Source organism: Actinoplanes philippinensis (assembly GCF_900113015.1).
Lineage (GTDB): Bacteria > Actinomycetota > Actinomycetes > Mycobacteriales > Micromonosporaceae > Actinoplanes > Actinoplanes philippinensis.
In genome coordinates this window covers 286,133-308,236 of the sequence record NZ_FONV01000009.1, presented here as the reverse complement: position 1 = coordinate 308,236, position 22,104 = coordinate 286,133, and the positions used below count along the sequence as shown (strand labels likewise).

Annotated in this window: 20 protein-coding genes; 8 read left to right on the top strand and 12 right to left on the bottom strand. The window is 71.6% G+C overall.

Features of this window, described 5'->3' with window-relative positions:
* Positions 1-69: 69 nt before the first annotated feature.
* The 5 genes from BM290_RS24905 to BM290_RS24885 all read right to left on the bottom strand — a co-directional run bounded on the left by BM290_RS24905 (position 70) and on the right by BM290_RS24885 (position 4,245).
* Positions 70-654, bottom strand: coding sequence for a nucleotidyltransferase domain-containing protein (locus BM290_RS24905; RefSeq protein ID WP_143133931.1), 585 nt, complete (start codon positions 652-654; stop codon positions 70-72).
* Between the two features lie 8 nt (positions 655-662).
* On the bottom strand, positions 663-1,001 hold the full coding sequence (locus tag BM290_RS24900) for a hypothetical protein (protein WP_093618058.1): 339 nt from the start codon (positions 999-1,001) through the stop codon (positions 663-665).
* 121 nt (positions 1,002-1,122) lie between these two features.
* Complete coding sequence (locus BM290_RS24895) at positions 1,123-1,953, bottom strand: hypothetical protein (RefSeq protein ID WP_093618056.1); 831 nt, start codon at positions 1,951-1,953, stop codon at positions 1,123-1,125.
* A 154-nt stretch (positions 1,954-2,107) separates the two neighbouring features.
* A complete protein-coding gene (locus BM290_RS24890) occupies positions 2,108-2,500 on the bottom strand; it encodes a hypothetical protein (protein WP_143133930.1) in 393 nt (130 codons plus the stop codon).
* A gap of 98 nt (positions 2,501-2,598) precedes the next feature.
* The gene (locus BM290_RS24885; protein ID WP_177319886.1) at positions 2,599-4,245 is read right to left on the bottom strand and encodes an RICIN domain-containing protein; all 1,647 of its coding nucleotides are present in this window, start codon (positions 4,243-4,245) and stop codon (positions 2,599-2,601) included.
* A 189-nt stretch (positions 4,246-4,434) separates the two neighbouring features.
* Between BM290_RS24885 and BM290_RS24880 the strand changes: the two genes are divergently transcribed.
* On the top strand, positions 4,435-4,773 hold the full coding sequence (locus BM290_RS24880) for a PadR family transcriptional regulator (protein ID WP_093618500.1): 339 nt from the start codon (positions 4,435-4,437) through the stop codon (positions 4,771-4,773).
* Positions 4,760-5,386, top strand: coding sequence for a hypothetical protein (locus tag BM290_RS24875; protein ID WP_143133929.1), 627 nt, complete (start codon positions 4,760-4,762; stop codon positions 5,384-5,386). The genes BM290_RS24880 and BM290_RS24875 overlap by 14 nt, the downstream gene beginning before the upstream one ends.
* Before the next feature lie 36 nt (positions 5,387-5,422).
* Here BM290_RS24875 and BM290_RS50760 read toward each other — a convergent pair whose 3' ends face one another.
* From BM290_RS50760 to BM290_RS24860, 4 genes are all read right to left on the bottom strand, one after another.
* On the bottom strand, positions 5,423-5,557 hold the full coding sequence (locus tag BM290_RS50760; protein WP_275413296.1) for a hypothetical protein: 135 nt from the start codon (positions 5,555-5,557) through the stop codon (positions 5,423-5,425).
* 159 nt (positions 5,558-5,716) lie between these two features.
* Positions 5,717-7,114 (bottom strand): IS1380 family transposase, encoded by a 1,398-nt coding sequence (locus BM290_RS24870; protein ID WP_093618048.1) that lies wholly within the window; start codon positions 7,112-7,114, stop codon positions 5,717-5,719.
* A 270-nt stretch (positions 7,115-7,384) separates the two neighbouring features.
* A complete protein-coding gene (locus tag BM290_RS24865; protein WP_143133928.1) occupies positions 7,385-7,990 on the bottom strand; it encodes a dienelactone hydrolase family protein in 606 nt (201 codons plus the stop codon).
* Entirely contained in the window at positions 7,987-8,439 is a 453-nt protein-coding gene (locus tag BM290_RS24860) for a MarR family winged helix-turn-helix transcriptional regulator (protein WP_093618044.1), read from the bottom strand. Before BM290_RS24860 ends, BM290_RS24865 begins: the two co-directional genes overlap by 4 nt.
* Positions 8,440-8,517: 78 nt before the next feature.
* On the opposite strand from BM290_RS24860, the gene BM290_RS24855 reads away from it, so the two are divergent.
* Positions 8,518-9,276: an SDR family NAD(P)-dependent oxidoreductase gene (locus tag BM290_RS24855; RefSeq protein WP_093618498.1), complete on the top strand. Its 759-nt coding sequence runs from the start codon at positions 8,518-8,520 to the stop codon at positions 9,274-9,276.
* A 187-nt stretch (positions 9,277-9,463) separates the two neighbouring features.
* A complete protein-coding gene (locus tag BM290_RS24850) occupies positions 9,464-9,697 on the top strand; it encodes a hypothetical protein (protein ID WP_093618042.1) in 234 nt (77 codons plus the stop codon).
* A gap of 267 nt (positions 9,698-9,964) precedes the next feature.
* Here the strand turns inward: BM290_RS24850 and BM290_RS24840 are convergent, their stop codons facing one another.
* The 3 genes from BM290_RS24840 to BM290_RS24830 all read right to left on the bottom strand — a co-directional run bounded on the left by BM290_RS24840 (position 9,965) and on the right by BM290_RS24830 (position 12,099).
* Complete coding sequence (locus tag BM290_RS24840) at positions 9,965-10,165, bottom strand: ferredoxin (protein ID WP_093618038.1); 201 nt, start codon at positions 10,163-10,165, stop codon at positions 9,965-9,967.
* Complete coding sequence (locus BM290_RS24835) at positions 10,162-11,352, bottom strand: cytochrome P450 (RefSeq protein WP_093618036.1); 1,191 nt, start codon at positions 11,350-11,352, stop codon at positions 10,162-10,164. Before BM290_RS24835 ends, BM290_RS24840 begins: the two co-directional genes overlap by 4 nt.
* A gap of 108 nt (positions 11,353-11,460) precedes the next feature.
* Positions 11,461-12,099 carry a TetR/AcrR family transcriptional regulator gene (locus BM290_RS24830; protein WP_093618034.1) on the bottom strand — a complete coding sequence of 213 codons (639 nt, stop codon included), beginning with the start codon at positions 12,097-12,099 and terminating at the stop codon, positions 11,461-11,463.
* Between the two features lie 179 nt (positions 12,100-12,278).
* On the opposite strand from BM290_RS24830, the gene BM290_RS24825 reads away from it, so the two are divergent.
* The 4 genes from BM290_RS24825 (at position 12,279) to BM290_RS24810 (ending at position 22,098) form a co-directional block, all read left to right on the top strand.
* Positions 12,279-12,587: an NIPSNAP family protein gene (locus tag BM290_RS24825; RefSeq protein WP_093618032.1), complete on the top strand. Its 309-nt coding sequence runs from the start codon at positions 12,279-12,281 to the stop codon at positions 12,585-12,587.
* Positions 12,588-12,867: 280 nt separating this feature from the next.
* Positions 12,868-15,807, top strand: a complete 2,940-nt coding sequence (locus BM290_RS24820; RefSeq protein WP_093618030.1) for a S8 family serine peptidase — start codon at positions 12,868-12,870, stop codon at positions 15,805-15,807.
* A 190-nt stretch (positions 15,808-15,997) separates the two neighbouring features.
* The gene (locus BM290_RS24815; protein ID WP_177319885.1) at positions 15,998-19,045 is read left to right on the top strand and encodes an FtsX-like permease family protein; all 3,048 of its coding nucleotides are present in this window, start codon (positions 15,998-16,000) and stop codon (positions 19,043-19,045) included.
* On the top strand, positions 19,042-22,098 hold the full coding sequence (locus BM290_RS24810; protein WP_093618028.1) for an FtsX-like permease family protein: 3,057 nt from the start codon (positions 19,042-19,044) through the stop codon (positions 22,096-22,098). The genes BM290_RS24815 and BM290_RS24810 overlap by 4 nt, the downstream gene beginning before the upstream one ends.
* Positions 22,099-22,104 lie beyond the last annotated feature (6 nt).

Below are 22,104 nucleotides of genomic sequence, written 5' to 3'. Positions count from 1 at the left end.
CCCGCAGGCCGTCCACCAGACGTGCGCAGGTCTCCACCGCCGTGCCGGGACGCCGCCGGACGACCGCGATCAGGCCGGCCCTCGCCCGCGCCCTGTGTCTCGTGCCGGCCGCGGCGTCGGCGTGACAGTGGTCCCCGGATCCGCCGCGCCGAGGTGGCCGAGGGCCGTCTCGAGAGTGGCGATGTCCGCGGCGTCCTTCGCCCTTCTCGGCATGCCCGGCACCCACACCGGCATCATCCTCTTGATCTCGATCTGGGCGAACGGGCTGATGATCGGGCACCGCACCGCACCGATGCGGCCGGCCGGCCAGTCGAGCATGCCGCCGGGCCACCGCTGACCCGCCCAGGGCCCGCCCGCGACGGTCACGTCTCCCGCGCTGTCCCGGGTGATGAGCGCGAAGCTGAGATCCAGCCCGCCGCGGGCGAAGTCGAGCTGCCGATCATGCGGCGGCTCGGGAAGCAACTCGTAGCCCCTGCTCGTCAGCGCGGCGGAGAGCCGGCCCGCGTCCGGCGCCCAGACGAACCAGTCCACGTCCAGGTGGGGGCGGGTCACCCGGCCCAGGAAGAAGTCCATCGCCCAGCCGCCGCGAAGCCACACCTCCAGGCCGAGCGACGCCACCTCGGCTATCGACTCCAGCTGCTCCTCCGCGTCCATGACCCCACCTACTTCCGGCGCCGCTGCGCCTGGATGCGCTCCGTCAAGCGGTGGACGGACCGCTCGACCGTCGCCCTGGTGATCTCGACCGGATCGGGATCGTACGCCGGCCCGGCCACGGGAGACATGGTGTCCGACCGCTCCCAGGACAAGGCCCCGGTGAAGGTCTGCTCGTGATCGACCCCACCGGCATCGGTCCATGTCCTGAGGACGGCCGAAGGTTCCCCGGGCTCATCGTCAGCGGGCACGATGCCGAAGTAGGTGTACTCGACGGCCCGCACGGTGACCCACGGCGCGATCCGGGGGAGGGCGGTTCCGTCATGCCAGGCGAGCACGACCCCGGCCACGCCGCCGAAGATAGGGGATGACGACGGGCCGCTTCCGCTTCGACAGCCCGTACCTCCGTGGCGTTCTCCGCTCTCGACCAGGACAACGTCCGGTGCCTCCGGCTACGTCCGGCCGTTGTGGTCAGGCCGTGAATCGGGCGGTGAACACCCGGTCCTGTTCGGTCACGGCGCCCGTGATCCGCACGTCGGCGCTGTCCGAACTCACCTCGCCGTCGAAGGAGGCCTGCCCGAGCCCGTCGGTGTACGGGGTCTCGAATGCGGCCGGGCCGCAGCCGAACTTGCGCGGGAAGTTCAGGCCGTTGACGGCGACGGCCGCGCTGACGCCACCGTTGACGAGTTCACCCCGGAGGTCGCCGTTCGCATAGGACGTGTCCCAGAAGCGCACGTCGACCGCGCGGCCGTCGCGGTAGTCGGTGCCGCTGAGACCGGTGCTGAGCGTCAGCGTGCCGGCGCCGGACTGGCTGTCGGTGGCGAGATGGACGTGCGGGGAGGAGCCGGGGCCCTCACGGATCACCAGGGTCGCGGCGTAGCTGAACCGGTATTCACTGGCCTGGTTGATGCAGGTGTCCAACGCGTTGACGGTGATCTCCAGAGAGCCGCGATACTCGCCGTACGCCTCGCTGGTGTTCTCCTGCTCGCTGGTGTTCTCCTGCTCCTCGCTACTGCCGTCGTCGGCGTCGGTCGCCTCCTCGGTCTCGTCTGCCGTAGGCGTCTCGTCCGTGGTGGGTTCGGTTCCCCAACCGCCGGCGGCAGCGGTCGTCGTCGGCGTGGTCGCCGGAGTCGTGGTGGCCGGAGTCGTGGTGGGCGTGTAGGTGCTCTCACTCGCGACGGCCGGCGATTCCCCGGAACTGGACATCTGGGAGGCGACGGCCACACCGGCGCCGATCACGACCACGACCGCGCCGGCGGCCACGGCGATCTTCCGGCGGAACCACGACGGCGAACCGGACATGGCGACCCTCTCCGAGAACTGTTTCTTCCTGGAGGAACGGCCTCACCGTATGCGTCCGGAGTGGATGGCCCCGATAGGCCGACACTCGAATTCGCCGAGGATGATCGGTGCCGAACACCAGCCGTTCGACGCTGGCGCCGGTCGTCCGCGACGTTCACTTCCGATAGCTGACCACAATGTCCAATCGGCCTGCTCGCGGATGACCCCACACGTAGACGAAACCGGGATCCAGGAGCGTCGGCAGGCTTCGCTGCACCTCGGAAATGTCCATCTCCCGGGCCAGGTCCTCCGGCAGTTGCCCGGCCGCCGGCACGACGGTGACCTCCAACCAGCAGCCGCCGGAGCCGCATTCCTTGCCCTGTGCGATGACCCTCGCTCCGGACGGCAGGTCAGGAATGCGGGACTCCGGCGGTATCGCGTCCTCGCCGAACCAACTCATCACCAGCAACACACGCAATGCCCACAGGCAGGCCAGCAGGCCCAGCACGGTGGACACGCTCACGAGTGCAGATCTGACGCCTTTGCCCGGCACGGTTCGCGGCATCATCGCGTCAGAGTATCGGCGTCGGCCCTCGTACTCCCAGAAGGGTTTCGGGAAGCGGGCCGCCGGGGGTCACCTCGCGGAGGTGGCCCCCGGCCGGCGGGTCAGAAGCGATACCAGGTGGCGGCGGCCTGACCCCCGCAGGTCCACTGCTGGGCCTTGGCGCCGTTCTCGGTGGTCGCGTTGTTCATCTCCAGGCACTTGCCGGTCTGCGCATTGACCACGTTGTAGCGGCCGGCGCCCAGGTGACGCCACACCCACTGGGCGGTCGGCTGGTTGCCGCAGTCCCACAGTTGCGCCACCGCGCCGTTGGCCGTCGAGCCGTCCGGGATCTCGATGCACTTGGTGGGGTGCGCGTGGTGGCGCATCCGGTATACGGGGTCGGTCCCGTTGCTGCCGACCAGTTCGAGGTCCCACCGGGCGGCCGCCTGGCCCCCGCAACCCCACTGCTGGATGCGGGCCTCGTTGGCGCCGGCGTTGTTGTCGGTCTCCAGGCACTTGCCGCTCACGCCGTTGCGCAACGTGGTGGTCTCGTCGCGGTGCCACGTCGCGGCGGCCTGACCCCCGCAGGTCCACTGCTGGGCCTTGGCGCCGTTGTCGGTGGTCGCGTTGTTCATCTCCAGGCATTTGCCGGTCAGCGCGTTGACCACGTTGTAGCGGCCCGCGCCGAGCGGGCGCCAGATCCACTGGGCCGTGGGCTGGTCGCCGCAGTCCCACAGTTGCGCCACCGCGCCGTTGGCCGTCGAGCCGTCCGGGATCTCGATGCACTTGGTGGGGTGCGCGTGGTGGCGCATGCGGTAGACGGGGTCGGCGCCGTTGCTGCCGACCAGCTCGAGGTCCCACCGGGCGGCCGGCTGGTCGCCGCAGGTCCACTGCTGGATCGGGGCCTCGTTGGCGCCGGCGTTGTCGTTGGTCTCCAGGCACTTGCCGCTGACGCCGTTGCGCAGCGCGACAGTGCCGCCCTGGATGTAGTTCGCCAGCCAGCCCTGGAGGTCGTCGAGGCGGGTCTCCACCGCGCCCGGGGAAGTGCTGGCCGAGCCCAGGCAGCCGACCTGTCCCGAGCTGTGGTGCAGACCGGCGAGCTCCCACCGGCCGCCGGTCTGGCGCAGCGCCGGGCCGCCGGCGTCCCCCTTGCAGAGGCTGCTGTCGGCCGGGGTCTGCGGGGCGATGTCCACGGTCGTGCCGGACACGGTGGACACGGTGTAGGCGGCGGTGTGCAGCCGGCTGGTGATCCACTCGTTCCTGGTCCGGCCGAAGCCCGCGACGGTGAGCACGTCGGCCTGGCCGGGCGCGGTGGCGGCGACGGTCACCGGCGTGATGTCGGTGACCGGGGTGGCGAGCCGGGCCAGGACGATGTCACGGTCGCGGTGGGCGACCAGCTCGGTGACGGGCACGACGTGACCGGCCGTCGTGGTGAGGTCCGTGCGGCCGACGGTCACGCTCGCCGGGGTCGCCGGGGCGCCGAACGGCACCGTCGTCCGTCCCGGCTCCAGGAAGCAGGCCGCGGCGGTCGCCACCCAGGCGGGCGAGATCAGAGCGCCGGTGCAGCTGCGGCCTTCGCCGGGAACGCCGATGTCGACCTTCGCCACGAACGGGAAGGCGCCGTCGGCCGCGGCGGCCCCGCCTCCGACAGCGAGGGTGGGCGCGGCACCGGCCAGCGTCAGGGCCACCACGGCGGTGAGCAGGCCGGCCAGACGTACGGTCCGGCCGCGCGGGCGTCCGGTTGCGCTTCGAGCACGGGTGATCAGCACGTTCCTCTGTTCCTCCCCCGAGAACAGCCGTCGGCTCGGCGCACACGACTGTCGATGCGACAGGTGCCCGGAGCCCCGGCTGAAACAATGAACGCGGTCGATGCTAGTGGATCGATCCGCCCGGTGTACGCCGCCTCCGTGGGCCTCGCTGGTTGCCTGCTATGCAGGGTTCTCTGCTATACAGAGCAAGTGAGATCGAGTCAGCTCCTCAAGGGCGTGCTGGACATCGCCGTGATGGCCGCGCTGTCCCGTCGCGAGTTGTACGGCCTCGAGCTGCTGGAGCGACTGCGGAGTGAAGGCCTCACGCCGCTGGGTGACCCCTCCGTCTACGGGGTGCTACGCCGGCTCGAGCAGGACGGGCTGGTCACCGCCCGGTTGGAGCCGTCGGCCGGCGGCGCCGCCCGCAAGTACTACAGCATCACCCCGAAAGGGCGAGCCGACCTGGACGACGCTGACGCAGAGTGGTCACGGCTCGCCCGGGTCGTCAACCGGCTCCTGGAGAAGAGGAATGACTGTGAGCAACGCTGAGTCACCCGTCGCACCCGCCGGCGCAAGCGAAGCCATCCGTGACTACGTCACAGCGGTGGACGGCCTCCTGCTGGACGTGCCGTGGCGTCGTCGGCGTGAACTCATCGCCGACCTGCGGGAACACCTCCGGCAATATCCGGAGCTGATGACTGTCGAGCAGCCCCGGGAGTACGCGGCCGAACTGCGCGCAGCGGCCGGCGCCGTACCCGGTGGATTCCTGTCCGGATTTCGATCGGCATCCTGGCCCACGCCACTGGAATGGTGCGAGTCGGTGCTCCGCGGCGCGGCCCTCATATTGCTGGCGCTGCTGGGATACAAGATCCTGGATCACCTGTCCTACTTCGTCATCGGGGACCCGTCATCCCAGGGCTCGTGGCCGGGCGCGCTCGACCTCGCGGTGCAGGAGCTGTACCCCGTGCCCGCGTTCCGCGGCTCCACCGGGACCGGGCTGCTGTTCTATGCCCCGCTGGCCGTCCTCGTCGGGCAACTCACCACCGCCGCGGTGCTGCTCCGCGCGCCACAGCGACGCCCGGCGCTGCGAGTCTTGTCGTACCTCAGCCTCGGCATTGTCCTGGCAGTGCTCGGATACGGAGCCATGCGATCGATCGCCTGATGGTGACGGCCCTGCCGATGAGTGCGGTTGCCGTTCTCAGGCCTTCCGGCCTGCCTTGCGCCGCTTTTCCTCAGCGTCGGCGATGCCGTGGGCAACGGCCGTCCGGATCACCCGATACAGTACGGCCACCCCCAACAGCGACAGCACCATCGATCCGATATTCACGCTCACGCCACGTAGACTAGCCTCGGTCTTTCGTTTAGCAGCTGACTCATAGTGTTTGCTCGATGGGTGCGGTCCGCGGAAGCTGCTTTCGGTTGGTGGGCATGCTGAAGGTCCGGCGCGGGGCCGGGTTCCTCCCTATTGCTGGTCGCTGTGTGGACCGCGGTGTCAGCCGGTGGGCCGCGGTAGCGCGGCGAGTCTGCTGAATGCGCTGGTGAGGGCGTCAGCCCAGGGCCAGTTGGCGGCGATGGCGAGGCGGGTTCGGCGGGCGGTGCGGGTGAACCGGGCGGCGACATGCAGCAGCCGGTAGCGCAGCTTCTTCGGCTCGGCGGCGGCCAACTCGCCGTCCAGGAGCAGGGTTTGGGTCCAGGCGAGCAGGTCGATGCCGGTCAGCGCGAGTTGCAGCCAGGCCTGGTTGATCGCGAACACGCGGGACGGGAACCGGCCGAAGCCGGTGTTCTTGCCGGTCCGGATCTTGTCTTCCACCCTGGCGTGAGCCCGGTGCCGGGCTTCCAGGAACTGGATGCTGCCGGTGCCGGGTGGGCTGTCGGTGGCCACGACCTGGTGCCGCCATCCTTCGATGGTGTCGAACAGCGACAGTTGAGCGCCGGGGTGCGGGCGTTCCCGGCGGACCAGGAACCGGGTGCCCTCCGGCCAGCCGGTGGCGTCGAACAGGCCGGTGATCTCGCAGACCTCGGCGTGGTCGCGCAGGTCACCATCGGTGTCGACCGCGGGGACCCAGCCGGTCGCGGCCTGAATCGCTTGCCGGACCGGTTCGGTGATGGCCGCGCCGACACTGAATCGGATGTCGAGGTGGCGTTCGCGCAAGGCCCGGATGTGGGCGAGGAAGCCGTGACTGGAACCGGCGGAGTCACTGCGCAGCAGAATAGGGGTGCCGTGCCGGAAAACGTCGGGGATCTGGGCAAGAGCCTGGTCAAGCACGGTGATGTGGTCGGCGGTGGTGTTGGATCCCGCCCGGCCTTCCCTCAGCAGGCCGGCGAGGGCCTCGCCGGTGTTGTCCAGAAAGCACAGCAAGGGGTGGAAGCCGAAAGTCTTCTTCCAGGTGCGGGTCGCCGACTCCTTCTCGGAATGACAGATCACGATGGTCGCGTCGATGTCCAGGACCAGGCCGTCGACCCGTTGCCCGGCCACCATGGGTTGCGGCAGGTCGCCGCGGACCTCGGCATGCTGGGCCCAGGCGATCTCACGGGCGCAAGCCCGGGCGGACCGCAGCTCGGCCAACATCGCGGCGTCGAGCTGCGACAGCAGCCGCCACGCTGTCGGGCCGGAGGCGACCGGCCCGAACAGGCCGGGCTGGTCACGCAGCACGGCCAGGTCGGCTATGGCCTCGCCGCCGTCAGCGAGCAGTACCGCCAGGTCAACAGCAATCCGGCCAGGGTCGTGGCCGCTCTGCCGCTGCCGCAGCCCGGCCAGGGCCTCGCTGAACGCGTTGGTCAGACCGGTTGCGTCGGCGAGATCGGCGAGCAGACGGGTGCCGGCGTGACCGACCACGCCCCGCCCGTCCCCGGTCACGATGATCTTCGGACGTGTGCGGGTAGTCTTCACCCAGCAAGTGCCTTCCGGGACGGGTTAACAGGACTCTCGACAAGCCCTATTTTCCCTGATCAGAGGGCACTTCGCCATTTCCGGCCCAGTCCTTGGACACCCCTTAACGAAGGGGCGAGGCTAGATGATCATGCCGGTCGTCGACAACGCCGCTTCCCCTTTGCGCGTACGGCGCACCTCAGTCGACGACCGCCGCCCGGCCGGAGTCTTGTTGTGGCCGATGAGAGTGCGTCACAACCCGGGATTGTTCATAGGAGCGCGTGACGTATCTCAAAGCCGGCCGACGAATTCGTCCATGGCGGCCGTTACGCGCCGGAGAATGTCTGCGGAATTCACCGGGTCATCGGTGGTCTCCAGGCCGTGATCGGCGCCGGGTGCTTCAAAGAAGGGGCGGCCGACGCCACGAGCCACCTCGGTGTCCCACGAGGGGTCGGCGGTGCCACCTACCAGCAGGAACGGCGCGGAGTTACGACGTAGATCCTCGGGTACGTCGGTATCGCGCAGCACCGGGGTCAGCCAGATGCCGGGCACGCTCCGGTCCGCGGCCACCGATGCAGCGAACGCGCCCATCGACTTCCCGACCAAGGCGATCTTCGGCGCTGTTTCCGCATCGAGCGCCCGGCTCACGTGCCCGTGCACGAACGAGCGCAACTGCGTGAACCACGAGCGAAGTGCCTGACCCTCGCGCTGCGGTGGTTGCTGAGGCCACCAGACCGCCTGTGTCGTCCAGCCGTGCCTCATGAACACCGCTCGGGCAAAATGCAGCAACGGTCGTTCGGCCGAGTACTCACCGCCGGGGATCAGCAAAGCGACCCGCTCCGGATCGCCCTCCACGCGGTCGGGAAGCGAGGGACGCGGCCAAGGGATATCGGTCATCCGGCAGATTCATCGGTAAGGGTCAGGAGATTTTCGCGTACCTTTTCCAGCAGCCCGATCAGAATGGCCTGCTGTTCGGTGGCGATTCCGGCGGTCGCGGTCTCGGCGAGCGTACGCCAGGCCGCTTCTATCTCCGGGATGGTCGACAGGCCCTTGTCGGTCAACGTGATACGCGTGGCACGCCGATCGCCCGGTACCGATTGCCGGACGAACCAGCCGCCGTGCTCAAGGCGGGTGAGACTGCGTGTCACCGTAGGCTGTTCGACACCCAGACGGGCGGCGATCTCCGAGACGGTGACGCCGCCGGGCTCCTGGCCGAGCATCCACAGCAGGACGTCCTGGCCAGGGTGCAAGGCGAGGCCGCTCAGCACTTCGGCTTGCGCGCTCCGATACAGCTTGGCCACCTTGACCAGAGCCTTGTTGGTAGCCAGGACATCAGCCAGTTCCACCTCGGCAGTGTACGGGTTGACGATTCACCGTCCCACAAACCATAGTCGGCTAACTTATAGCCGACTATGGAGGTCTTGATGGAAACCGGTCTGTCCGGCAGGACGGCTCTGGTCACCGGCGCCTCCGGCGCCATCGGCAGGGCTGCCGCCCTGCACCTGGCCGCCGAGGGCGCCGTGGTCGCGGTCACCTGGCGAAGCAACCACGACGCCGTCATGGACACCGTCGAAGCCATAGCGCGAGAAGGCGGTCGAGCCCATGCCGTCCAGCTGGATCACAGCGATCCGGCCGCGGCGCAGAGCGTCATCGAGGAAGTCACCGGGCGCCTCGGGCACCTCTCGGTGCTCGTCGCCAACGCCGTTCAATGGCCGTCGTTCGACGACGACGAGATCAGCGGCCTCACGACCTCGCTGGCCGTCAACACTGTCGGTCCGGCGGCTCTGATCGATGCGGCCCTGCCGGGCATGCGCACCGCCGGCTGGGGACGCATAGTCATCGTGTCGACCGACATCGTCGAGCAACCCATGGCCGGGCCGCTCGCCTACGCCACAGCGAAGGGCGCGCTCGAAACGGCCGCACGCGTGCTCGCCGTCCGGGAAGCCCGCCACGGCATCCTCACCAACATCATCCGTCCCGGTTTCACCCTCACCGACAAGGCCTTGACCGCTCCCTTCCTGGGGCCTGAAGCGATCGCCGCCGAATCCGGGAAGACACCCACCGGCCGCATCTGTACTCCCGAGGACGTCGCTGCTGCGATCACCTATCTGGCCTCAGCGGCGAACGGTCACATCAACGGGCAGACGCTATCCCTTGCGGGCGGCCGCGAACTCGTCCGATAGCCCAGGGGCCTGCCGCTGCGACCGGCGGCGGTGGGCCCGCGCGATCCGGCCCGTGGACTGCGGCACTCCGGGACTGGCCGAGGAGGTCGAAGCCCAGGGTCGGTCTCCGGGAGAACCCGGAGGACACCATGATCGCGAGGGGTCAAGCTGGTGTTCCTCATTCGCGAGCACGAGGACGGGAGCACGTATGTCCGAGCCGGACTTCAGTCACTTCGCCAACACCCGACCGCGTCACCGCCGCTGGCGGATCATCGGCGTCGCTGAGTCGGCCGACGATCCGGGCGTGCGATCGGTCGAGATCTTCCAGGGGCCGGATTTCAGCGAGCCGTGCCTGACGCTGCTTCCGGAGGATGTCCCGCAGTTCGTGGCCGGCCTCATCGCGACGGTCATGCCGGGCGACATGACAGCGGAGAACGACTGAGCTCCGGGCGCCTGGCCGAGGCCGGACACCCCGCGGTCGCTTCGTCGTCCCGGTGACGGACTCCGATGGGCGAAGGCGACGCACCGTGCGGCGGGCCGGCGTCCTGGCCTCGTTTCAGCACGTCGCACGGAGTACGGAGTTCACGCGGCACATGGTCAACCGTGCGGCGTCGCGCGGCAACGTCGTTCGCTCGAGCGGCCTGACCCCGGCCGGGTGGGATCGCGACCGCGGCGCGGACCGGGATCACGGGCCGCGCCGCGTACGGGGCTAATCCGTCAGGGAGAGAGCGCGGCTCGGGCAGATCTCGACGGCGATCTGCGCCCGCTTCAAGGCCTCGTCGTCCGCCGGGACCGCCTGGAGGAGGACGACCGTGCCGTCCTCGTCGCTCTGGTCGAACGCGTCGGGGTCGGTCAGGACGCACTGGCCCGCTCCGACGCAGCGGCCGGCGTCCGCCACGATCTCGGTCATGCCGGGTCCTCCCAGGTGACGGGTAGCTCGTGGATGCCGTAGACGAAGGCGTCGTTCTTGTAGGGCAGCGCGTCGGCGGGTGTGGCCAGCCGCAGCGTCGGGATGCGACGGAAGAGGGTGTCGAAGACGATCTGCAGTTCCATGCGAGCCAGGTTCTGCCCGAGGCACTGGTGGATGCCGAAGCCGAAGGCGACGTGGTTACGGGCGCCCCGGTCGAGCTTGATCTCCTCCGCCTCGTCGAAGGCCGACGGGTCGTGGTTGGCGGCGTTGCTCAGGGCCAGGACGGGGTCGCCGGCACGGATGGTCACGCCGCCGATCTCCACGTCCTCGATGGCGACGCGCGAGTTGGCGAACTCGGCGATGGTGTAGACCCGCAGCAGTTCCTCGATCGCGGGGAGCGTACGCGCCGGGTCCTCGCGCAACGCTGCCAGCTCGCCCGGTCGCTCCAGCAGCGTCACCACGCCGAGCGAGATCATGTTGGCGGTGGTCTCGTGGCCGGCGATCAGCAGCAGGAAGGCCAGCGACAGGACGTCCTCGGGATCGCTGCCCTGGGCGAGCTGGCGGCCCAGCAGGTCGTCGGCCGGGTCGGCGGTCTTGGCCGCGATCAGCTCTCGCAGGTAGTCACGCAGATTCGTGACCGCCTGCCGCCGTCCCTCGGGGGTGGTGGTGCGGCTCAGCAGGGCCGAGCTGTTGCGCTGGAAGAATTCGTGGTCGCCGTAGGGCACACCGAGCTGCTCGCAGATGACAAGGGACGGCACCGGCAGAGAAAGGGCCTGCACGAGGTCGGTGGGGCGCGGCCCGGCCAGCAGGGCGTCGATGTGCTCGCCGACGATCTGCTGGATGCGCGGGCGCAGGCCGGCCATGCGGCGCACGGTGAACTCGCCGACCACGGCCTTACGGGCGGGACCGTGGTCGGGCGGGTCCAGCTGGATGAGCGACGGGCGCATGAGGTCGAAGGCGGGCTGCTCGCGGGTGAACCGGGGGAAGTTCGGGTGCCGGCGGTCGGAGCTGAACCGCGGATCGGTGAGCATGGCGCGGATGTGTTCGAGCCGGCCCATCGCCCAGGCGACCTGGCCGCTGGGCAGGGTGACCTGGGAGATCCCGGAATCGCTGTCCCGGATGCGGGTGTGCTCGTCCGGGGGCGCATAGGGGCAGCGGCGGGTGGTCTGCAAGGCGGGAGCGGTCACCGAGGAACCTCCATCGATCAAAGTCGAATCTAAGCGGAATAAAATCCTCCGTTTCGTTTGCAGACTAGCCCCGGCTCCGGACAGTCGTCCAGAGTTGACGGTGAGTTCTCAGGAATCCAGGCGGAGGCCGGCGATGCTGATCGGCTCGCCGGGAAGCGCGCTCCGCCGGCCGGAGTGCAGGCCGTCCAGGATGAGGCCCAAGCAGCGGCGCATCAGCAGGTCGGACATCTCCTCGGACCGGCTCGGTGGCGGTTTGAGCAGGAGCGACACCATCGCCAGCACGTCACCGGCGCCGACATCGGACCGCATCGAACCCTCGGCCTGGGCCCGCTCGACCAAGTCCTCGACCATGTCGTGCACCGCGGCGCGGATGTGCCGGAACTCGGGCGCGTCTTTGAGGGCCTGCCGCGTACGCTCGTCCAGCATGGTCAGCTGCGTGCTGAACCGTAGGTCGACGGCTCGGCGGACGATCCGCGTGAGGGCGTCCCACGCGGCCGGCTCCTCATCGAGTGCGGCGCGGGCGTCGGCCAGGATCGCCGAGAATCCCTCGAGGGCCACGGCGCGCAGCAGCGACCCCCGGTCGGGGAAGCGGCGGTAGAGCGTGCCGACGCCGACCCCGGCCCGGCGGGCGATCTCGTCCATCGGCGCACCCGGGCCGATCTCGGCGAAAACAACCCGAGCCACCGACACGATGTGGTCGCGGTTGCGCTGCGCGTCGGCCCGCAGCCGGGTTGTTTCAGCCTTCATCAAAATCCTCTCGCGTTCCCGGCAGATTAACCGGGCGCGATCGTGCGGGCCATCGGCCGCCGGTCCGGATCCCGCGGCGACGGCCGGATCCGTGCCTGCCTCGCCAGCAGGGACGACAGGCTGCCGGTCCGGCAGCGCCCGCATCCCGGCCGGCGGCCGGTGATGCATAGGCTTGATCGATGATCACCTGTGTTGTGCACTACACCATCGACCCTGTCCAGATCGAGGCGTTCGAACGCTTCGCCCGTGAGTGGATGCGCCTGGTCGCGATGCACGGCGGCATCCACCACGGCTACTTCCTGCCGGCTGAGGGCGCCAGCGATCACGCGGAGGCGTTGTTCAGTTTCGAGAGCCTGGCCGCTTATGAGCGCTACCGATCCCGGTTCGGCCATGACCCGGAATTCGTCGCTGCGGACCGGATCCGTGAGGAGTCGGGCTGCGTACTGCGATACGAGAGGACTTTCATGCGACCGCTGCTGCCGGGCTGACCATCGGGCTCGCGTGCCGGTCGTCAGAGGTCGGTGACGACGCGGAAGCGTACGAGCACCGCCGGGGTGTCGTCGGTGATCGTGAAGGTGGGGTCGCCCGGCCGGCCGCGGTAGTCCTCGCCGTGCCGGTAGGCCTCGTGGCCCGTGCGCCACCACCGGTCGGGGCCTACGGCGTACGGCAGGCTCCATCGATCTTAATGATCTTGTTGCAATGTCTTAACCGGTTCAGGGTTGGGTGTGGCCATCCATGCAAGTGACTCTCCACTGGGGAAGGGGCCTCGTGGCCACGAGCCTTCGAGCGCTGTCGGCGCTCACTCTTTCTCTCACCCTGACCGTGGCCGGTCTGGGTGGGCCGGCGCAGGCGAGGCCGGGCACACCCCTGCCCGACCTCGGACTTCTCCGCGAAGGACGGACTCCGGCGGCGCTCACCGGCGGCGCCGCACTCAGCCCGGGAACCGGCGGCACCGCCCGCACCGACGGCCAGTACGTGGTCCGGCTGCGCGAGGCGCCCGTCACCTCGTACAGCGGAGGGGTGGCCGGTCTTGCCGCCACCAGGCCGCCGGCCGGGCAGGACCTCGAGCCGCACTCGGCCGCGGCGGAGAAATACCGCGCACACCTGGGCGAGACCCAGCGGGACGTGCTCGACGACCTCGACGTGACGGCACGGCAGACCTACACGACGGCCTTCAACGGGTTCACCGCGCAGCTGACCGGCGCCCAGGCGACGAGGCTCGCCAAGGACCCGCGCGTGGCCGCCGTCAGCAAGGCGCAGCTGGTCAAGGCCGACGCGGCGACGCTCGGCGGTCCCACCCGGACAGCCGGGACGGGCGCACCGGTCAGGCCGGCGCCCGGCAAGGGATCCGGCGTCGTCGTCGGCGTCATCGACACCGGCATCTGGCCGGAGAGCGCGTCCTTCGCGGCGACCATGCCGGCGCCGAAGGGCTGGCACGGCACCTGCCAGGTGGGCGACGGCTTCCCGGCCACCGCCTGCAACGGCAAGATCGTCGGCGCCCGCTACTTCGCCGACGGCTGGATCGCGATGGCCGGCGAGCTGCCCGACGGGGAGATCCTCTCCGCCCGTGACATGCAGGGCCACGGCACCCACACGGCGTCGACCGCGGCCGGTCTGCCGGTCGCGCACGCGATGGTGCTCGGCCGCGACCTCGGCCGGATCTCCGGCGTGGCGCCGGACGCGCAGATCGCCGTCTACAAGGCGCTGTGGGGAGGCTCCGGCACCGACGCCGACATCATCGCGGCGATCGACGCGGCAGTCGCCGACGGGGTCGACGTCATCAACTACTCCATCGGCAACACGATGGGCGACTACCAGCCGAACAGCCCGATCGGCAACGCCTTCCTCAACGCCTACCTGGCCGGCGTCTTCGTGGCGGCCTCGGCCGGCAACGACGGCTGGTCCGGCATGATCAGCAACGCCGAGCCGTGGGTCACCACCGTGGGCGCGGCGGTCGAACGGGCCAACGAGGCGACCGTGCGTCTCGGTGACGGCAGCACCATCGTCGGCGCCTCGATGGACGTGCTGCCCGCACGGGGCCGGACCCCGATCGTCTTCGCCGACCGGGCCGGCTCGATCGAGGCCGGCGCCCAGTTCTGCTGGGGCGGCAGCCTCGACGCCACGAAGGTCAAGGGCAAGATCGTGGCCTGCGACTTCGACAACGCGGTCGGGGCAGTCGAGGAGGTCAAGGCCAAGGGCGGCGTGGGCGTCGTGCTCTTCCAGACGAACGGAAACGCCCGCCTCAACGTCATCTACGACTTCCCCACGGTCTATCTGTGGAGCGCCGAGCAGGCCGGGCAGATCTTCAACTACCTGTGGGCGCACCGCGACGACGGCACGGCGACCCTGACGGCCGGCGGTGACCGGTCGAGCCTGGTGGGGCTGCCGAGCGTGGCCGGGCTCTCGTCGTACGGACCGGACCAGGTGCACACCGGACTGCAGAAGCCCGATCTCGTGGCCGACGGCGTCGACGTCGTCGCGGCGGTGTCGCCGATGGCCGGCGGACGGCTCTTCGACGCCTACTCCGGCACCTCGATGGCCGCGCCGCACGTCGCCGGGATGGCCGCCGTCCTGCGCGCCCAGCACCCCGGCTGGTCGCCGGGCGCGGTGGCCTCGGCGCTGCGGACCACAGCCGGCGACACGAAGGGGACCAGCAGCCCGCTACAGCAGGGCTCGGGCCTGCCGCTCGTCTCCCGCGCCACCGACCCCGGCCTGGTGGTCGAGCCGACCGCGGCCTCGCTGACCGCCTTCGCCTCGGCGGCGACGCCGGACGGCAAGGAACTCAACCTGCCCTCCATCGCGCTGCGGGAGTACGACGGTCTGCACCCCGTGACCGTCGTACGCAGGTTCACCAACGTCGGCAAGCGGACCGAGACCTACCGGGCGCGCGTCGAGGGCCTGTCCGGCATGGACGTCACGATCACCCCCAAGACCTTCACGGTACGCCCCGGCGCCACCGCGACCGTCACGATCAAACTGGCCCGGGGCGCCGCCACCTGGGACCGCTACACCACCGGCTCGCTGGTCCTCACCGGGGACCGGCACCGGGTACGGCTCACCGTCGCGGCCCGGCCGTGGGGCTTCACGCCGCGGCCCTACGACGACACCGGCATCGAGTTCGGCCGGACCGGTGGGCTCGGGCAGGGCTTCCTGCAGCCGGGGTTCACCGGGCCGGTGGCCGCGCGTACCACCGGGTACACCCCGGTGACCTGGTCGGCCAAGCAGCTCAGCACGACCGTGACCGGCGGGTCCTTCGCCCCCGGCGGCGTCGGGACACAGGGCACCCGGATCGTGGTGCCGCGCGGAACGGCGGGCCTGATCGTGCAGACCGCCACGGACGACCCGGGCAAGAACCTCGACCTGTACCTCTACAAGGACGGCAAACTGGTCGAGCGGAGCTGGGCGTTCTGGCACAGCAACGAACGGATCGCACGGTTCTTCCCCGAGCCGGGCGTGTACACGGCGTACGTGCACGCGCAGTCGACCGACACCGCCGAGGTGCCCTACCGGATCGGCGTGACGACGGTCGCGGCCGACGGCAACCGTCGCAACGCAACCATCACCGCGCCGCCGGAGGTCACCCGAGGCGGGTCGGGCCAGGTCACCCTGAACCCCGTCGGCCCGCAACCGGATCAGGAGCAGTGGGCCTACACCGAGTTCCGCACCGGCCGCACGATCGTGCCGGGGCTGCTGATCAGCTCCCGCTGACCAGCGATCGCCGCGGGCGGTGTCCCACCACCGCCCGCGGCGCCGCCCGGACGCGCGCCGACGATCTCCCGGTAGAGATCAGATCGTCCGGCGAGGTCACGGTTCGTCGTAGGCTCGCCGCGGATCCGCCATGCCCCCCACGAGCTGTGGCCATCGCGTAGCCTGCCGGTTGATCGGGGGAGGGTGGAGCTTGTTCGCGCTCGTTGTCGACGCGGTGCGGGCGCGAACCGCGCAGGTGCTGGCGATCTTCGTGCTGACCGCGCTGGCCGCCGCCGTCGCCGCCGCCGGTCCCTGGTATGCCTACGCGTCCGCGACCCGGGCCGCCGAGGCGCAACTGAGCGCCGCCTCCGCGGCCCAGCGCAACGTCTCGATCCAGACCGAGTCCGACATCCCAGGGGACGCGGCCGACGCGCTCCACCGGTTCGCCGGCCTCGCCGCCGGTGAGCTGTCCCGCTCACTGGACGAGCCGGTGCGCGGGATCCGGGTACGGCTGAGCGTCACCCGGGCTGACGGGGACGCGAACATGGCCGTCGCCTACCGGGACGACTTCTGCCGGCACGTCCGCCTCGACGGGCCCTGTCCGTCCGCCCCTCTGCAGATCGCGGTCAGCAGCGTCACCGCCCAGAACCTGGGGCTGGAGACCGGCGACAAACTGACCCTGCTGGGCCGACTGAACACCCCGTACGAGTTCACGGTCGTCGCCCGCTACTCGGTGCGTGATCCCGCGGACGCGTACTGGGGCAATCCGCTGTTCCAGGCCGAGGTTCCCGGACTGGACCCGCTCTTCACACCGGTCGAGACGTTCGGTTCCGGCCGGTTCCCGGAGCCGACGCTCGCCTACGACGTGCAGGTCTCGCCGGACCTGGTCCGCGGCGACGGCGCTCAGCGTCTCGGTGTCGCGCTGGCCCGCGCCGAGGCCCGGCTCGGCCTGAACCGGCTGCGGATGATCACCGGCATCGGTACGGTGCTGCAGCGCATCGCCGAGGACCGGGACACCGTACGCCGCGGCGTCCTGACCGCGGGCCTGCAGACGCTGATCCTCACCTGGTTCGCGATCGGGATCGCCGGACGCTGCACCGGCCGGGACCGGCGTACCGACCTGGCGCTGCTCAAACTGCGCGGGGTGAGCCGGGGCGACATCCTGCGGCTGGCCTGGGGACAGCACCTGGTGCCGCTGCTGCTCGGAGTGCTGGCCGGCGCGCCCGCCGGGCTCCTGCTCGCCGGCGGCCTGGCCGGGACGGTGCCGTCGAGCGACCTGGGCGCCGCGCTGTCGCTCGTGGCAGCCGCCGTCGCCGCCGTACTGCTCGGGGGCCTGCTCGTGCTGATCGTCGGCGAGGCGATGGTGCTGCGGCAGCCGGTCGCGGTGCTGCTGCGGCGCTCGGCGCTGGGACGCGCCGACTGGCGCTCCACCCTGGTCGACACGGTGCTCGCCGCGGTCGCTGCCGCCGCGGTCTACCAGGCCCGGTCCGGCGGACCGGAGGACGGCCTCAAGACCGCCGCGCCCGCGCTCGCCGCGCTGGCCGTGGCACTGCTGGCCGCGCGGCTGCTGGTCCGCGTCGCCGACCGGGCCGTCGGCGTGGCGTTGCGGGGCGGGCGGCTCCGGCTCGGCCTCACCGCCGTCCAGGTCTCCCGGCAACGCGGCGTCGACCGGGTGTTCGCCCTGATCGTGGTGGCGGTCGCCGGTCTCGCCACGGCGGCCGGCGGGCTGGCCGCGGACCGTACCGTCCGGGCCGATCGCAGCGCCGCCGAACTGGGCGCCGCCCGGGTGCTCACGGTGGAGGCGCCGAACCGCACGGCGCTGCTCGCGGCGGTCCGGCGAGCCGATCCGGGCGGCCGGGAGGCGATGGCGGTGGTCGCCGACACCACCACCATCCCGCAGGTGCTGGCCGTGGACACCACACGGCTCGCCGCGGTCGCCGAGTGGCGCCCCGAGTTCGGGCCGGTCGGCCTGCTCCCCGACGCGACGGCGGCCGGCAGCGGGAAACAGCTGCCGATGGTCACCGGCGACCGGCTGACCCTCCGGACGCGGTACGAGGGAACCGCCCCGGTCACCGTCGAGCTGCTGCTCCAGCACGAGGGCACCGGCCTGCCGGTTCAGGTCGGCTTCGGTGCGCTGAGGACGGGGGAGGGGACGGTCTCGGCGCCGGCGCCCGGATGCGCCGCCGCGCCCGGCTGTCGCCTGGTCCGCTGGGGGCTGACCGCGCCGGGCTGGAAAGGCGGGCCGGGCACGCTCCCGCCGGACACCGTCGTGACGCTGCAGAGCCTGCGGCAGGACGGCCCGGCAGCGGAGGTCCTGGACCCGGCCCGGTTAGGCGACATCGGCTGGTGGCGGCCCGCCGTCGGGGGCGCCGCCGTCGACATCGCCACGAGCGGCGCCGGCCTGCGGCTGTCCGCCGACCGCACCGAGCGGGCCGTGCCGGCCAGTGGCACCGAGGTCTGGGCGTCCGACACCTCGATGCCCCTTCCGGTGGTGCTGGCCGGCGACGCTCCGGCCGAGTGGCGGCTCACCGACCCGCTGCTGAACTCGTTCGGCCAGGTCCCGGCACGGGTCGCCGGCACCGTGCCGGCCCTGCCCGTGCTGGGAACGGCCGGGATCCTCGTCGACCTGGACGCCACCCGCCGGGTCGCGGGCGAGAGCGAGCCGCCCGGGGAGTTCCAGGTCTGGCTCTCCGGCGGCGCCCGCCCGGGCCTGGTGGCCGACCTGACCGCGGCCGGGCTCACCGTGATCACCGACGACAGCGCCGCGGAACGATCCGTGATCCTCGGACGCCAGGGGCCGGCGGCCGTCGCCCGGTTCGGGTTGCTGGCCGGTGTGGCGGCGCTGCTGCTCGCCGCGGCCACGACAGCCGTCGCCGTCGCCGTCGACCGGCCGACGCTGCGCGGGCAACTCGAGGCGCTGCGCGTGCAGGGACTGCCCGCCCCGGCCGCGGTCGCCACCGGGTACACCGGGACCGCCGCCCTCCTGCTGGCCGGCCTGTCGGTCGGTGTGTTCGCCGCCCTGCTGGCCGGCCCGCTCACCCGGATCGTCGTGCCACCGTTCACCGACGGCTGGGCGGTGCTGCCGCCGCCCGCCACGCTCACCGGCACTGTGCTCGCGCTGTCCGCGCTGGCCGCCGTCGCCGTGCTCGGCGTGACCGGGTGGCTGTCGGTGCTGCCGCTGCTGCGCAGCCTGCGAGCGCCCGGCTCGGCGCCGCCCGACCGGCGGGCCGGCGCCGCGCCGAAGGAGGACGGCCGATGATCTCGCTGGTCCTCGTCATGCTCTGGCACCGCCGCGGGCAGGCCTTCACCCTGGCACTGCTCGGCCTGCTGGCGGTCACCTCCGCGGTCGCCGCGCCGGCCTATCTGATCGCGGCCGACCGTGCCGTCGCCGTCGGGCAGATCGCCACCGCCGCGCCGAACGAGCTCGGCCTGGTGGCGAGCGCGGTGCAGGACGAGCGCGCGGCCACCGAGGACGGCGCCCCGAACCCGGCGCCGGGCGGGCTGCAATTCGGCGACGTCGCCACCGCGCTGATCGCGCTGCCCGGCTTCACCTACGTCTACTCGGCGGAGTACCACGTCATCGGCATCGACCCGAACCCGGCGAACGCCGTACGCCTCGTCTACCGCCAGGACGTCTGCGCCCACCTGCGGATCCTGACCGGCCGCTGCCTGGCCGCCGAGGGCGACGTGCTGCTCGGCGAACACACCGCCCAGCGGCTGAACCTCAGGGCCGGCGACTCGATCGAGCTGCGGTCGGCCGTACCGAGCCCGGATCCGAAAAAGAAGGTCTGGCTGCCGGACGGCAAGCCGAGGCGCCTGCTGATCGCGGGCACCTACCGGCCGGCCGAGCCGAGCGCCGGCTACTGGGGCGCCCGCGGCTACTTCACCGCGACACCGGAGACCGGGCCGGGCGAACCGATCTTCACCGCCGCGACGACGCAGCAGACGATGGACCACGGCCGGATCACGCTCGCGATGGACGGCCGGGCCGGGCCGGCCGCGTTGCACCCCGACCGGCTCGGCCAGCTCCGGACCGAGCTGCAGAACCTCAACCAGAGCACCGCCGACCTCGGCATGGCGGTCCAGATCGACACCGAGATGACGGCACTGCTGGACCGCATCGACATCGGACAGTCGTCGACCCGGCTGCTCGTGCCGGTGCTGGCCGTACCCCTGATCCTGCTCGCCTGCTTCGCCATCTTCCTCACCGTCGGCTACGGCCTCGAAGCCAGGCAGGGCGAGCTGGCGGTCGTCGCGCTGCGCGGCTCACGATGGTGGACGCGGTGGTGGCTGGCGGCCGGCGAAAGCCTCATCGCGGTCCTGGCCGGCGCCCTGTGCGGCTGCCTGATCGGGCAACTGCTGGTCAACGCGGTCGCGGCGATCGTCTTCCCGGACGGCGGCATCCCCGCCGGGTGGAGCTCACTGCGCCACGCGCCCCTGGCCGCCGGGGCGGCGCTGCTGTCCGTGATGGTGGCCCAGCGCCGCCAGTTCGTCGGCCCGGTCGCCGCGCTGCTGCGCCGCAACCCCTCCACCGGCAACGGCCGGTGGGCGATCGCGGCGGAGGCGCTCGCCGTACTCCTCGCCGTCGCCGCCTCGGTCCAGCTCGTGCTCTCCCAGGGCTCGCTGACCGGAGTGGGCCTGTTCGCACCCGCCATCGTGATGCTGGCCCTCGGCCTGCTCGCCGCCCGTGCCCTGCTTCCCCTGATCAGCCGGTACGCGGTCCGCGCCCTGCACCGCGGCCGTCTCGGTGTCGCCCTGGCCGGTCTGCAGCTAGCCCGCCGGCCCGGCGCCGGCCGGCTGTTCGCGCTGCTGGTGGCAACCGTGGCCGTGGCCGGGTACGCGACCTGCGCGGTCGACACCGCCGCCGCCGGCCGCGCTGTCGAGGCGACCCTCGGCACCGGCGCCGACCGGGTCCTCACCGTGCAGGCGGCCCAACCCCAGCAACTGCTGAGCGCGGTGCGCCGGATCGACCCGGAGGGTGACTTCGCCATGGCGGTCACCCGGCTGCCCCCGGGCAGCTCCACGACCGACGTACCCGGCCTGGCCGTGGACTCCACCCGGCTGGCGGCCGTCGCGGCGTGGCCGGGCGACGGACCCGGCCCGGACGAGGTCGCCGACCGGTTGCGCCCGGAGCTGCCGGCGCCACCGGCGTTCCCCGGCCCGGACGTCGCCGTCGACGTGTCGGCGTCCGGCCTGACGCCGGGCACGAAAGGCCTCCGGCTCCAGGTGTCGGTCTCGTCGCTGACCGGCCTCGGTGACGCGGTGATCGAACTCGGCGAGCTGCAGAACCGGTCCGGCACGTACCGCCAGAGGATCGTGGTCTGCCAGGAAGGATGCCGCATCGACGGCATCGGGCTCGCCCGGACCGGCTCGTTCCCCACCACCGCCGAGGTGGTGATCCGGGGCGTGCGCGCCACCGGCCCGGACCGCGAGGCGCTGCCGGTGGACCGGCTGGCCGACCCGTCCGGCTGGCGGACAAGCCCCGACGTACGGCTGGCGCGGTCCCCGGACGGCCTGCGGGTCACCTTCGCCGCGCCGGTCAGCGAGTCCCCGCTCGTCTGGATCAAGCCGGCCAGCACCCCGGACCCGATCCCGGTCGCCGTCGCCGGCGGACGTCTCCCCGCCGACGTCATCAACGGCCTCGACGCCAAGCCCACGCTGATCACCGGCACCGGGACCCTGCCCGCCGTGCCCCAGCTGGGCCGCCGGGCCGTCCTGGTCGACCTCGAGTACGCGGACCGGATCACCGTCACCGCCGGGCCCGGCAACACGCCACAGATCTGGCTCAACGCGGCGGCGCCGCCGGACATCCTGGACCGGGTCTCGGCACAGGGCCTCACCGTCGTCGCCGACGTCCGCTCCGATCAGGTACGCCGCCGCCTCGAACAGCAGGGACCGGCGCAGGCCCTCTGGTTCCACGTGCTCGCAGGCGCTCTGGCCGTGCTGCTCGGAGCGGGCGCACTGGTGCTGGCGGCAGCTGTCGACCGGCGCCGCCGGGTCGAGGACCTGTCCGCGCTGCGGTCCCAGGGGCTGCGTCCCGGCCCGGCCGGACAGGCGATGCTCGGGACGTACCCGGCTCTGGTCGCTGTCGCCGTCGTTGTCGGACTGCTGGCCGGGGCGGTCGCGTGGCTGGTCACCGGGTGGGCGCTGCCGCTCGCCGGGCCGTACCCGCCGGACCTCCCCCTGCCCGGCCGGCCGCGCGTCACCGTGCTGCTCGCGGTGGGTGCGGTGGTCCTGCTGGTGCACACGGCCGTGGCCGTCGCCACCGGCCGCGATCTGCGCCGGCAGGTGACGGGCCGGGGAACCCTCTGACAGGCA